12 protein-coding genes are annotated in these 12,332 nt (G+C 70.3%); 8 read left to right on the forward strand and 4 right to left on the reverse strand.

What is annotated here, in order from left to right:
- Positions 1–16: 16 nt before the first annotated feature.
- Positions 17–832, reverse strand: a complete 816-nt coding sequence (gene murI / locus GTZ93_RS12900) for a glutamate racemase (protein WP_121755684.1) — start codon at positions 830–832, stop codon at positions 17–19.
- A gap of 133 nt (positions 833–965) precedes the next feature.
- Positions 966–1,976 carry an Ig-like domain-containing protein gene (locus tag GTZ93_RS12905; protein WP_139921692.1) on the reverse strand — a complete coding sequence of 337 codons (1,011 nt, stop codon included), beginning with the start codon at positions 1,974–1,976 and terminating at the stop codon, positions 966–968.
- Positions 1,977–2,135: 159 nt separating this feature from the next.
- Here GTZ93_RS12905 and GTZ93_RS12910 point away from each other — a divergent pair, with 159 nt between their 5' ends.
- The 8 genes from GTZ93_RS12910 to GTZ93_RS12945 all read left to right on the forward strand — a co-directional run bounded on the left by GTZ93_RS12910 (position 2,136) and on the right by GTZ93_RS12945 (position 9,856).
- Complete coding sequence (locus GTZ93_RS12910; protein WP_139921694.1) at positions 2,136–2,855, forward strand: MotA/TolQ/ExbB proton channel family protein; 720 nt, start codon at positions 2,136–2,138, stop codon at positions 2,853–2,855.
- Positions 2,856–2,867: 12 nt separating this feature from the next.
- The gene (tolR, locus tag GTZ93_RS12915; RefSeq protein ID WP_120580673.1) at positions 2,868–3,362 is read left to right on the forward strand and encodes a protein TolR; all 495 of its coding nucleotides are present in this window, start codon (positions 2,868–2,870) and stop codon (positions 3,360–3,362) included.
- Positions 3,363–3,365: 3 nt separating this feature from the next.
- Positions 3,366–4,136, forward strand: a complete 771-nt coding sequence (locus GTZ93_RS12920) for a cell envelope integrity protein TolA (RefSeq protein ID WP_120566352.1) — start codon at positions 3,366–3,368, stop codon at positions 4,134–4,136.
- Positions 4,133–5,422, forward strand: coding sequence for a PD40 domain-containing protein (locus tag GTZ93_RS12925; RefSeq protein ID WP_120599831.1), 1,290 nt, complete (start codon positions 4,133–4,135; stop codon positions 5,420–5,422). Before GTZ93_RS12920 ends, GTZ93_RS12925 begins: the two co-directional genes overlap by 4 nt.
- Before the next feature lie 57 nt (positions 5,423–5,479).
- Positions 5,480–6,676 carry an aminotransferase class V-fold PLP-dependent enzyme gene (locus GTZ93_RS12930; protein WP_139923883.1) on the forward strand — a complete coding sequence of 399 codons (1,197 nt, stop codon included), beginning with the start codon at positions 5,480–5,482 and terminating at the stop codon, positions 6,674–6,676.
- Between the two features lie 14 nt (positions 6,677–6,690).
- Positions 6,691–7,626 carry a Ppx/GppA phosphatase family protein gene (locus GTZ93_RS12935; protein ID WP_126936327.1) on the forward strand — a complete coding sequence of 312 codons (936 nt, stop codon included), beginning with the start codon at positions 6,691–6,693 and terminating at the stop codon, positions 7,624–7,626.
- Positions 7,623–8,903 carry a spinster family MFS transporter gene (locus GTZ93_RS12940; RefSeq protein WP_139923828.1) on the forward strand — a complete coding sequence of 427 codons (1,281 nt, stop codon included), beginning with the start codon at positions 7,623–7,625 and terminating at the stop codon, positions 8,901–8,903. The genes GTZ93_RS12935 and GTZ93_RS12940 overlap by 4 nt, the downstream gene beginning before the upstream one ends.
- Before the next feature lie 101 nt (positions 8,904–9,004).
- Positions 9,005–9,856, forward strand: coding sequence for an AraC family transcriptional regulator (locus GTZ93_RS12945; protein ID WP_139923830.1), 852 nt, complete (start codon positions 9,005–9,007; stop codon positions 9,854–9,856).
- A gap of 12 nt (positions 9,857–9,868) precedes the next feature.
- Here the strand turns inward: GTZ93_RS12945 and GTZ93_RS12950 are convergent, their stop codons facing one another.
- Together GTZ93_RS12950 and GTZ93_RS12955 are read right to left on the reverse strand one after the other, a co-directional pair.
- A complete protein-coding gene (locus GTZ93_RS12950) occupies positions 9,869–10,822 on the reverse strand; it encodes an NAD(P)/FAD-dependent oxidoreductase (protein WP_139923832.1) in 954 nt (317 codons plus the stop codon).
- A gap of 121 nt (positions 10,823–10,943) precedes the next feature.
- Complete coding sequence (locus GTZ93_RS12955; protein WP_161662792.1) at positions 10,944–12,263, reverse strand: lysophospholipid acyltransferase family protein; 1,320 nt, start codon at positions 12,261–12,263, stop codon at positions 10,944–10,946.
- Positions 12,264–12,332: the final 69 nt, after the last annotated feature.

Genomic DNA, 12,332 nt, shown 5'->3' on the forward strand with positions numbered 1-12,332 from the left:
CAGGCGGCAAGGCCGCCTAGAAGCGCAGGTCCACCTGCTCCGCGGAAGGAATGGGGCGCCCCAGGAAGCGGGCCCCCACCTCCACGAAGCGCTCCGGCACGTCAGTGACGAAGAAGGCGTGCTCCGGCGCGCCCACGGACGCTGGCGCCAGCAGCCCCTTCTCCTCCAGCAGTTGGGCCACCGCCTCCGCCGTGGCCTCCGCCGAGTCCACCAGCGACACGTGCGGCCCCACGACCTCGGCGATGACGCCCTTGAGCAGCGGGTAGTGGGTGCAGCCCAGCACCAGCGTGTCCACCCCGTCGCGCGCGAAGCCGGCCAGGTACTCGCGGGCCACGAGCAGCGGCACGTCGCCGTTCGTCCACCCCTCTTCCGCCAGGGGAACGAAGAGCGGGCACGCCGTCGCCTTCACCGCGATCTTCGGGTTGCCCGCCTCCAGCGCCCGCTGGTACGCGCCGGAACGGATGGTGCCCGGCGTCCCGATGACGCCCACCCCGCCGCCCCGGGTGCGCTGGAGCGCCGTGCGGGCCCCGGGCTCAATCACGCCCAGCACCGGCACGGGCAGCGCGGCCTGGAGGGCGGGCAGCGCCGCGGCGGAGGCCGTGTTGCACGCCACCACCAGCAGCTTGATGCCGCGCTCCAGCAGGAACTCCGCGTTCTTCAGCGAGTAGCGCGTCACCACCTCGCCGGACTTGGTGCCGTAGGGCACCCGCGCGGTGTCTCCCAGGTAGAGCGTGCGCTCGTGGGGGAGCCGCGCCATGAGCGCCTTGAGGACCGTGAGCCCTCCGATGCCGGAGTCGAACACGCCGATGGGACCGTGGCTGTCTTGCCGCATGGGGTGAGTCCCTATCACGTTTGATGCCAACGCCCCCCGCACCGCCCGCGTGTCCCCCAGAACGCACGAAGGGCCGGAAGCCTGGAAGGCCTCCGACCCTTTCATGCCGCCCGGCCCGGGTGGGCCTTAGCGACTACTGCACGCGGTCGAGCGGAGCGATGGCGGCCTCCGCCGCGCTCGGGAAGTCGTGGGCGTAGACACGCAGGCTCAGCATGTCCGCTCCCCGGGGCGAGATGTAGCGCCGGCCGTTCGTGCCGTTCGCCTGCAGCGACACGAAGTACTCACCGGGGCGCAGGAACTCGAAGACGGCCGGGGACTCGTTGCAGGCGAACCACTGCCCCGCTTCGCCGTAGACCCACTCGTTGGTGTGGATGTCCTGGAAGTTGATGCCCACCTCGCTCACGCCGGCCTGGTTGCAGTTGAGCCGCGTGGCGCCTTCATAGAGCTGCCAGCCCACCGCGGCGCCGCCAATGGCCCAGGTGTTCGCCGTGATGGAGGCCGGGATGCCCGCCTGCGACGTGAAGCCACCGCCGTAGTAGTAGAGGGGCCGCTCGTACGCGTCGACGCCCACGATCTCCAGGTAGTGCTGCCCGGGAGCAATCTCCGGCGTCTCCACCGAACGGCCCTGGCTGCCCTGGTTGCAGTTGAAGCGCGCCCACGCGCCGTCATCCACCCGGGCGTCCACGTAGGCGACGCCCGCCTGCTGACAGGAGGGGTAGTACGAGCCCGCCTCTGTGGGGAACAGCCAGTTCACATAGGCGTAGGACGTGGCGCCCGTGCGGCCCGTGTTGAAGTTGATGGGCACCGCCGTGTTGCCGTCCACGGAGAACGTGCCGCGGTACGAGTAGACCGCCACGCCGTCATAGTCGACCGCCTCCGCCGTGAACGAGTAAGTGCCGGGCGCGAAGTCGTGCAGGATGATGCCGTCGAAGCCGTTCGCCGAGCAGGGATACTTGCCGTCACCCTCGAGGATCTCGCCGTCGATGTAGATGTCCACGCCATCGATGTTCCGCATCTGGCCGCAGGTGGCGCCATCGAAGCTCCACGACATCCGGACGTCGCCGGGGTAGCGGTTGTCTTCGATGATGCAGCCAGAGAGTCCTGAGGAGAGGCAGAGGAATGCGGCGAGCGTTCTCGCGTTCATGGTGGGCATCCGTGGTTCGGTTTCGGGAAGTTGAGGTCGTCGGCCCGTAACAACCCTCCAGACGACCAGCCCCGGGAATTATTCAGTGCCGTCCAAAGCAACCGGGCGTTGAGAGCGGGTTTGACCCACCCGAGGACGGAATGTTACGCGCTGGACCCCATGATACCCCACCTGCCACTGGCCTTTGGCGCCATGAACTACGTGGAGATCATCCGCGACGCGTCGTTCATCGAACTCGCGGTGCTTCTCCTCCTGATGGGCGTCTCGGTCGCCTCCTGGGCCCTCATCGCCATGAAGGCCACCCAGCTGTCGCGTGCCCGCGCTCAGTCGCTTACCTTTCTTGACACGTTCTGGAAGGCGTCCCGGCTGGAGGCCATCTACCAGTCCGCCCAGAAGCTGGAGGGCTCGCCGCTGTCGAAGGTGTTCTGCGCGGGCTACGAGGAGCTGAGCAAGCTGGCTCAGACGGGCAACAAGGAGGGTGGCGGCACCGAGGACGCGATGAGCGCCAAGCTGGGCGGCATTGAAAACGTGGAGCGCGCGCTCAACCGCGCGGCCACGGCGCAGATCACGGAGCTGGAGAACCGCGTGTCCTTCCTGGGCACGGTGGGCGCAGCGTCTCCGTTCGTGGGGCTGTTCGGCACGGTGATTGGCATCCTGGGCGCGTTCAACAACATCGCGGAGCAGGGCAACGCGACGCTGGCCACGGTGGCGGCGCCAGTGGGCAACGCGCTGTTCGCCACGGCGGCGGGGCTGTTCGCGGCCATCCCGGCGGTGGTCGCGTACAACTCATTCGTCAGCCGCATCAAGGTGTTCGACACGGAGATGTCCAACTTCTCCGCGGACTTCCTCAACATCATCAAGCGGCACTTCTTCCGCTAGGGGACCCGTCACATGGGCATGGGCGGAGGCAAGGGCGGTGGTGGCCGCACCACGATGAGCGAGATCAACGTCACGCCCATGGTGGACGTGATGCTGGTGCTGCTCATCATCTTCATGGTGACGGCGCCCCTCATCCAGCAGGGCGTGAAGGTGAACCTCCCGGAGACCAAGGCGGCCCCGGTGGAGGCGACGGAGAAGAAGGTCGTCCTCTCCATCGACGCGGGGCGCAAGGTCTACATCGGGGATGCGGAAGTTCCGCTGGAGGAGCTGGAGACGAAGCTCGCCGCCAACGCCAAGGCGCAGGCGGACAAGGAAGTGTATCTCCACGCGGACCGCGACGTGCCGTACGGCGTGGTGGTGGAGGTGATGGCCGCGGCCCAGCGCGCGGGCATCGCCAACGTGGGGATGATCACGGAACCGGCCACGGGCTCCAAGGCGTCCAACTCCGGCAAGGCCGCCCCCGCCCCGTCCGGCGCCAAGGGCAAGCCCAAGGAGGCGAAGCGCTAGCCCATGAGTTCCGCGGTGACCCACAGCCTGCTGGTTTCACGGCCCACGCGGCTGTCTCGCTTCCTCGTCGTCTCCGTGGTCGGGCACGTGGCGGTGGTCGCCGCGGCGCTGCTCTACGCGAGCTTCTCGTCCGCGCCGAAGGTGAACCTGGACCAGAAGCCCATCAACGCGTCGCTGGTGCGGCTGGGCAAGCCGCGCGACCCCAAGCTCCTGCCGCGCAAGGAAGTGGCGCAGCCGCCGCCCAAGGAGGTCGTCGCGAAGCCCACGCCCACGCCGCCCGCGGAAACGCCCGCGCCCTCCCCCGCCGCCGTGGCGGTGCCCGGCGTGAAGCCCGCCCCGGCCCCCGCGCCCCAGAAGGGGGAAGCGACCGCGGAGGACCGGCGCAAGAAGCTCTTCGGCGCGTTCGACAAGTCCGCGAAGCCCACGGAGCCGGAGGAGCTGGAAGGCGCCGAGGACGGCGACCCGGACGGTGACTCCGCGGTGGCGGAGGGCGAGCGGTACTACGGCCTTTTGAAGTCCCAGGTGCGCCGTCACTACAACGTGGCGGACACCATCCCCGACGCGGAGCGCCTGTACCTGAAGGCGCAGGTGGCCATGAAGCTGGGCCGCGCGGGCGAAGTGCTGGACGTGAGCCTGGCCAAGGCCAGCGGCAACGAGCTGTTCGACGCGGCGGTGGTGGCCGCCGTGCGCAAGGCATCACCCTTCTCTCCTCCCCCCGATGCGCTTCGCGACGCGCTCCAGAAGAACGGCGTCGTCCTGGTGTTCAGCCCATGAAAGCCCTCCTGCTGTCGCTCCTCCTGGTCCCCGCGCTGGTGCTGGCGCAGGCGCCCGTCATCGAAATCTCCGGCGCGAACTTCCGCCCGCTGCCGCTCGCGGCCCCCGCGCCCGTGGTGCAGGAGGGCGCGGACAAGAAGGCCGCGCAGTCCTTCGACACCGCCTTCACGTACGACCTCACCGCCTCTGGCATCTTCCAGGTGCTGGACCGCGCGGGCTTCACCGCGGACGCCAAGGAAGGCATGACGGCGGGCAGCATCAACTTCAGCCGCTGGGCGGACGTGGGCGCGGAGTCGCTGGTGAAGGTGTCGCTGGCGCAGGACGGCGGCGCGCTGCGCGGCGAGCTGCGCCTGTTCAGCGTGGCCACGGGCAAGGAGGAGCTGAAGGTGTCCAAGGACGCGCCCGCCGGTGAGCCCCGGCAGCTGGCGCACACGCTGGCGGACGCGCTCTACCGGCACTTCACCCGCGAGGCGAGCCCCTTCCTGTCGCGCATCACCTACGTGCGCAAGGCGGCCGCCAACCGCGACGTGTACGTGGCGGACTGGGACGGCATGAACGCGCAGGCGCTCACCAAGGGCGGCACGCACATCCTCCCCACGCTCAGCCCGTCCGGCCAGGTGGCCTACACGTCCTACCGGAAGAACCGGCCGGACATCTACGTGCAGTCCCCCGGCGGCGAGGCGAAGCCGCTGGTGACCGACGGCCAGATGGCCACGGGCATCGCGTACTCGCCGGACGGCAAGCGCATCGCCTACGCGCTGGCGGAGGGTGAGAGCGCGCAAATCTACGTCGCCGCGGCGGACGGCTCCGGCGCCAAGGCCATCACGGACACGCCCTACGGCCTCAACACCAGCCCCACCTGGTCGCCGGACGGCAAGCGCATCGCGTTCGTGTCCAACCGGGGCGGCAGCCCGCAGGTGTACGTGATGGGCGCGGACGGCTCCGGCGTGAAGCGGCTCACCTTCCAGGGCAACTACAACCAGACGCCGGACTGGTCGCCGCGCGGGGACCTCATCGCCTTCACCGCTCGCGACGAGCGCAACGCGTTCGACCTCTTCACCGTCAACGTGGACACGGGCAAGGTGACGCGCCTCACGCAGGACCAGGGCAACAACGAGGAGCCCACCTTCTCCCCCAACGGCCGGCTGATCATCTTCAGCACCAACCGCAACGGCGGCGCGCACCTGTGGGTGATGACCTCCGAAGGCAACAACCAGGTGCCGCTGCCCATGGAGAAGGGCAACTGGCTGACCCCGGACTGGGGCACCGCTCCGGCGGCGAAGTAGTCCGTCACGGCGGGTGACGTTGACAGGGGGGACGCGCCGGGGTGCATTGCGCACCCCATGAGCGCTCCCCTCCCCGCCCACAAGACCCACTGGGGGTTGGACCCCCAGGTCGTCTTCCTCAACCACGGCTCGTTCGGCGCCTGCCCCAAGCCGGTGCTCCAGCACCAGTCGGAGCTGCGGGCCCGGCTGGAAGCGGAGCCCGTGCGCTTCCTCGCCCGCGAGGCGGAGCCGCTGCTGGACGAAGCGCGCGCGGTGCTCGCGGCCTTCGTGGGCGCCAGCGCGGATGACCTGGCGTTCGTACCCAACGCCACCACGGGCGTGAACACCGTGCTGCGCAACCTGCGCTTCCAGCCCGGCGACGAGCTGCTCACCACCGACAACGAATACAACGCGTCCAAGAACGCGCTGGACGTGGCCGCCGCGGAGAAGGGCGTGAAGGTGGTGGTGGCGAAGCTGCCCTGGCCGGTGAGCTCGCCGGAGTCGGTGGTGGACGCGGTGATGGCGCAGGTGACGCCTCGCACGCGCCTGCTCCTCGTGGACCACATCACCAGCCAGACGGCGCTGATCATGCCGCTGGCGGAGCTGGTGCGCAGACTGCGCGAGCGGGGTGTGGAGACGCTGGTGGACGGCGCGCACGGGCCGGGCATGGTGCCGCTGGCGCTCCAGGAGTTGGGCGCGGCGTACTACACGGGCAACTGCCACAAGTGGCTGTGCGCGCCCAAGGGCGCCGCGTTCCTGTACGTGCGCCGCGACCTGCAGCCGGACTTCAAGCCCATGGTGGTGAGCCATGGTCACAACTCGCCGCGCAAGGACCGCTCGCGCTTCCGGCTGGAGTTCGACTGGGTGGGCACGGTCGACCCCACGCCCTTCCTGTGCATCCCCACCGTGATCCGCTTCATGGAGGGACTCGTTCCGGGCGGGTGGCCGGAGGTGATGGACTCCAACCGGCGGAAGGTGCTGGCCGCCCGGCGACTGCTGGACGCGAAGCTGGGCAACGCGACGCCGCTGTGCCCGGAGTCCATGGTGGGCAGCATGGCGTGCGTGGCCCTGCCGGACGGCTTCCCGGAGCGCCCTGAACCGCCGCTCTACGTGGATCCCCTCCATGTGCGCCTGTTCGAGGAGCACCACATCGAGGTCCCCGTCACCGCCTGGCCCCGGGCGCCCCGGCGACACCTGCGACTGTCCGCGCAGCTCTACAACTCCGTGGCGGACTACGAGGCCCTCGTGCGCGCTTTGGAAGCGCTGCTGCGTTGAGTAGTGTGCGCGGCATGCCGCGCTTCGCATCCATCGATATCGGGACCAACTCCGTGCTGCTGCTGGTGGCGGACCGCCAGCCGGACGGCCGCTTCCAGGCCGTGGTGGAGCGCGCGGAAATCACCCGCCTGGGCCGGGGCGTGGACACCAGCCGCGTGCTGTCCTCCGAAGGCATGGAGGCCACGCTGGCCGTGCTGGTGTCCTTCGCCAACGAGGCCCGGGAGTTGGGTGCGGAGGCCATCGCCGTGTCCGCCACCAGCGCCGCGCGCGACGCGAAGAACGGCGCGGACTTCATCGCCGCCGCCAAGGCCCGCGCGGACGTGACGGTGGAGATCATCCCCGGGGAGATGGAGGCGCAGCTGTCCTTCGCCGCGGTGGCCCAGGACTTCGCGAGCGAGGCCGCGGGGCCGCTGCTGGTGGTGGACATCGGCGGCGGGTCCACGGAGTTCATCTACGGCAGCGACGCCGACACGGTGGCCTTCCGCCACAGCTTCGACGTGGGCGCCGTGCGGCTCACGGAGCGCTACGTGCGCACCGACCCGCTGTCCCCCGAAGAGCGCGGCGCCATCGAGGCGCACCTGCGCGACACCTTCTCCGCCCTGCCCCCGCCTCCCCCCGGCGCGATGCTGGTGGGCGTGGCCGGCACGGTGACGACGCTCTACGCCGTGCAGCACCAGATGGCGACCTACGACGCGGAAGCGGTCCATGGCGGCACGCTGTCCCGGGGCGAGCTGGACGCGCTCACGGACCAGCTGTGCGCCATGCCCCTGGACGCGCGGCGGACTCTGCCCGGCCTCCAGCCCAAGCGCGCGGACGTCATCCCCGCGGGTGCCCTCATCCTGCGTGAAGCGGTGAAGGCGCTGGGCCTGGATGCGTGCCGCGTGAGCGACCGCGGCCTGCGCTGGGGCCTGCTGGCACACCGCTTCGGCTCCGGCTCCTCTCGCTCATGAACGCCTCCTCCCCCGTCGCTCCGTCCAGCTCGCACGCCACGCAGTCCGTGCGCGCGGGCTACGCGCTGTTCATCCTCACGCTGATCAACCTGGTCAACTACCTCGACCGGTACATCATCGCCGTCGCGCTGCCGGAGATTCAGAAGGACTTCGGCATCAACGACGCGCAGTCCGGCCTGCTGGGCACCGTCTTCATCATCGTCTTCATGCTGGCGTCGCCCCTGGGCGGCTTCCTGGGAGACCGCATCCCCCGCCGGCTGCTGGTGGCGGGCGGCGTCATCCTGTGGAGCCTGGCCACGGGGGCCAGTGGCCTGGCGTCCAGCTTCACGGCGCTGCTGCTGGCTCGCGCGGTGATTGGCATTGGCGAGGCGGGCTATGGCGCGGTGGCGCCGTCCATCATCTCCGACCTGTATCCGCGCGAGCAGCGCACGCGGATGCTGTCGTACTTCTACATCGCCATCCCGGTGGGCTCCGCCATGGGCTACGGCCTGGGCGGGTGGCTGACGCAGACGTATTCGTGGCACGCGGCGTTCTTCGCGGGCGGCGTGCCGGGGCTCGTGCTGGGCACCATGGCGTTCTTCATGCCGGAGCCCCAGCGCGGCGCCATGGACGGGCCGGACGCGGCGGTGAAGCTGCCGTTCATGGAGGGCCTCAAGGGCCTGGGCCGCAACATGGCCTTCTGGGCCACGACGGCCGGCTACACGCTGATGACGTTCTCCATTGGCGGCCTGGCGTTCTGGATGCCCACGTACCTGGTGCGCGAGCGTCACCTGTGGCTGGAGCACCCGGGCCGCGTGGGCCTGGTGTTCGGCGCCATCACGGCGGTGGCGGGCCTCACGGGCACCGTGGCCGGCGGATGGCTGGGCGACAAGATGGACCGCAAGCGCGCGGGCGGCGGCCTGTGGCTGTCCGGCATCGGCCTGCTGCTCGCGGCGCCGTGCATGTACCTGGCGGTGAACCTGAAGGACACGACACTGACGTTCGCGGCGATTGGCGTGGCGCAGTTCCTCATCTTCCTCAACAGCGGGCCCATCAACGCGGCCATCGTCAACTGCGTGCCGCCCGCCTTCCGCGCCTTCGCCATGGGCCTCAACGTGCTGTGCATCCACATGCTGGGGGATGCCATCTCGCCCACGCTCATCGGGCACATCGCCGACATGGCCAGCCTCCACACCGCCATCGCCATCAACGCGGTGCCGGTGCTGCTGGGCGGACTGGCGCTCCTCCTGGGCGCGAAGCTGTTCCGGGAGGCCACGCCGCGCGTGCAGCAGGGCTGACCGCCCTCGTTCGAAACGCCGGGGCCCGGAATGCATCCGAGGCCCCATTCGGTTCACGCGAGCAGGCTCACTGCTCGCCGGGGAAGGAAGCGGAGGCGTTCGTGGATGTCGTGCATTCGCAGCCGGTGCACGTCTGGGATGCGTCGTCGAGCACCCTGGTCGTCGCATGCGGTCATGCCCAGCAGGCGCCCTCCCCCCACGCCGCTTCGCATCCGCAGGCGGTGCTCGCGCTCTACACGGGCGGACGGGCCGTCATCGACCAGCGCACCCGGCTGACGGTGTCCGCGGGCGACGTGATGCTCATCCCCGCGGGTGAGAAGCACCGCACGGTGGCGTCCGAGCGGGCGGAGGTCTGGGGGCTCGGGTTCCATCCGTCCGCCTTCACGCACACGGAGGTGGGGCCTCTGTTGGAGCCCTTCGAGCGCGTGCGCCAGGGCGCCTCCGCCGTCGTGCCGATTCCGTCCGGGCGCCAGGAGCACCTGGTGCGGCTGTTGTCGGAGCTGCACGCGGAGACGCGCGCACCGCACCGCGCGCTGGGGGAGCAGGTGACGCGCAGCCTCTTCTCCCTGGTGCTCGCGGAGGTGGCCCGCTCCAGCACGTGGACGCCGGTGGAGTCGCGGGCGTCGCTCGCGGGGGATGCGCTCACGTTCATCGAGCGCCACTGCCTGGAGCCCATCTCGCTGCGCGAGGTGGCCGCGGCCGTGGGCCGTTCGCCCGCGCATGTCACCACCGCGCTGAAGCAGGCCACGGGCCGCAGCGTGGTGGAGTGGATCATCTCCGGACGGATGGCGGAGGCACGGCGGCGGCTGATGTCCACGGACGAGCGCGTGGACATCATCGCGGAGCGCGTGGGCTATGCGGACGCCACGCACTTCATCCGCCTGTTCCGGCGCGCGGAGGGGCTCACGCCCGCCGCGTGGCGCAAGCAGCACCGCGCGCCGTCCGCGCACTGACGGACCTTCGTCTCAGTGCGCCTTCTGCCGTGAGGGGGCGGGCTTCCCCGTCACCTCCGTGAAGCGGCGGTCCGCGTCCTCCAGGATGAGGGCGTGGTTCATCATCGCCGCGGCGATGGTGCCCGCGCTGGCCGCCGCGATGGCCGCCTGCATCGGCGTCGTCATGTCCCCCACCGCGACCACACCGGGCACGGACGTCTCTCCCGTGGGGCTCGCCTTCACGTAGCCCAGGTCATCCAGCTCGAGCCCCAGCCGCGTCACCAGCTCGTGCTGCTTCTGCGGCGGCGCGGAGAACATCACGCTGCGGGCGATGCGCGTCCCGTCCTCCAGCTCCACTTCGGCCAGGCGTCCGTCCTTCCCATGCAGCGCGCGGATCTTCCGCTCCTCCAGGGGGATGCCCAGGGCCTGGAGCTTCTCGCGCTGCTCGGGTGGCACCTCGAAGGCGCCGTGGGTGAAGACGATGAGGTCCCTGGACCAGTTCTGGATGATGGGTGCGCCGTCCAGGTACTGCGGGTTCTTCGCCAGCATGGCGAACGGTTGGTCCTGGACCTCCCAGCCGTGACAGTAGGGACACTGGAAGATGCTGGGCCCCCACAGCTCCTTGTAGCCGGGGATGTCCATCATGACGTCCACCACGCCCATCGCCAGCAGGAGGCGCCGGGCGTCCACCGACGTGCCGTCACCCAACGCCACGCGGAAGCCGCCCTCGTGCTTCTCCACGGAGCCCACCCGCGTGTCGCGCACCTCCACGTTGGGATAGGCCTTCAGCTGCTCGCGGCTGATGCGCCGGAACTCCGGTGGCGGGATGCCGTCGCGCGAACCGAAGCCGTGCATGTGCTCCGCCGCCGCGTTGCGCGGCGTGCCCGCGTCACAGAGCAGCACCTTCTTCCGCCCGCGCCCCAGATACAGCGCGGCGTTGAGCCCACCAGGGCCGCCTCCCACGATGACCACGTCGTATGCCGCCATTGCCCTGCTCCTCGTGCCGGTCGTTGATTCCGTTCGGGGAACCTAACGACCGGCCCGGGATGGCAGCAGGGCGGGCCTTTCGACGGCATCGGCGGATCTTCCGGTCCGCCCACGCCACCCGCTACCGAGCGACGGGCGCGTCGAGCTTCGGCCGGTACTCCTCCGCCAACCGCTCCACCTCGCCCGCCAGCCGCTCCCCTTCCGAGAGCAGCCGGGCCTTCAGGCGCTTCCGGTTGCCCAGCGTGAAGAACAGCTCCAGATCATGACGGATGGCGTCCCAGCGCTCCGCGAAGGACAGCGTGAACAGCGCCAGCGGCGGGATGCCCACGAAGGTCCCCAGCCCCCACGCCCACCCGCCCCACACCGCCGCGACCGCCGTCAGGCCCCACCACCACACGACGGACACCACCACCGCGGTGAGGAACTTCACCGTGGCCTGGATGTCCAGCTCCGCCCGCCGCGCCGCCATCCGGGGTAGCGGATAGGGAAGCGCGAACACCGCCAGCCCCAGCGCGAACAGCGGCAGCCCGAACACCAGCCGCGCCAGCGTCTTCACCGCGAACGGCACCACGTTGCCCGGCCGGTACTCCACGGACAGGTCCTCCGGCCGCGCGGCCTGCACCAGCGCCATCCGGCTGCCGAACGAGGACAGGTGCTGGCGTAGGCGCTCGTAGCGCTCCGGCTCCTGCGTCCGGAACAGCCGCACGCCGCGCGCCCACAGCCGCAGCCGCTCCGCGTCCAGCGCGCCACCCTGGCGGAAGGCATAGAGCTGCTCCGCCACCTGCACCACCGGCAGGTCCGCCCACTGCTCCAGGTTCAGCGTCACCGAGCGCAGGCCCTCCGCCACCCGCTCCGTCAGCGCGCGCACCGCGTCCTGCTCCGACGCCGCGTCCTTTGGCAGGAAGGCCTGCACGTCGATGGGCGCTCCCTGGTCGATGAGCACCTCGCTGCGGAAGACGTTCTTCTCCGCGTAGGTGAGCCCCACCGGGACGATGCGCACCGGGGCGCCCTCGCGCGCGGCGTTGAGCGCGATGCGCGCCGCCCCCGTCTTCAGCTCCGCCAGCTCCGGCTCCGAGTGGCTCTTGCCCTCCGGAAAGATGGTGATGGCCCGCCCCTGCACGAGCGCGCCCTTCGCCGCATCCAGCGTGCCCTCGTTGCGCCCCATCTGCGTCGGGTCGTCCTGCTTGCGATACACCGGCAGCGCGTTCAAACCCTTCAACAGCCAGCCGATGACGGGCAGCTTGAACAGCGGCGCCTTGGCCATGAACGTCACCTGGCGCCGCGTGAGGATGAACACCAACGCCGGGTCGATGAGCCCGTTCGGATGGTTGCCCACGAAGAGCACCGGCCCAGAGGGCGCTTCGCCCGGGGCATTCACCTTCACCCGGTAGAAGAGCCGCAACGCCAGCGCCACCACCGCCCGCACACACGCGTAGAACACGCCGCGGACTGTATACCGGCGACCCACCCCGGGCCCGCCCTCGCTCCGGACACTGTCACCGACAGGGGT

Source organism: Corallococcus exiguus, from assembly GCF_009909105.1.
GTDB lineage: Bacteria > Myxococcota > Myxococcia > Myxococcales > Myxococcaceae > Corallococcus > Corallococcus exiguus.

Coding starts and splice junctions, on each gene's coding strand:
- murI (WP_121755684.1), bottom strand. CDS start 832: ATGCGGCAAGACAGCCACGGTCCCATCGGCGTGTTCGACTCCGGCATC.
- GTZ93_RS12905 (WP_139921692.1), bottom strand. CDS start 1,976: ATGAACGCGAGAACGCTCGCCGCATTCCTCTGCCTCTCCTCAGGACTC.
- GTZ93_RS12910 (WP_139921694.1), top strand. CDS start 2,136: ATGATACCCCACCTGCCACTGGCCTTTGGCGCCATGAACTACGTGGAG.
- tolR (WP_120580673.1), top strand. CDS start 2,868: ATGGGCATGGGCGGAGGCAAGGGCGGTGGTGGCCGCACCACGATGAGC.
- GTZ93_RS12920 (WP_120566352.1), top strand. CDS start 3,366: ATGAGTTCCGCGGTGACCCACAGCCTGCTGGTTTCACGGCCCACGCGG.
- GTZ93_RS12925 (WP_120599831.1), top strand. CDS start 4,133: ATGAAAGCCCTCCTGCTGTCGCTCCTCCTGGTCCCCGCGCTGGTGCTG.
- GTZ93_RS12930 (WP_139923883.1), top strand. CDS start 5,480: ATGAGCGCTCCCCTCCCCGCCCACAAGACCCACTGGGGGTTGGACCCC.
- GTZ93_RS12935 (WP_126936327.1), top strand. CDS start 6,691: ATGCCGCGCTTCGCATCCATCGATATCGGGACCAACTCCGTGCTGCTG.
- GTZ93_RS12940 (WP_139923828.1), top strand. CDS start 7,623: ATGAACGCCTCCTCCCCCGTCGCTCCGTCCAGCTCGCACGCCACGCAG.
- GTZ93_RS12950 (WP_139923832.1), bottom strand. CDS start 10,822: ATGGCGGCATACGACGTGGTCATCGTGGGAGGCGGCCCTGGTGGGCTC.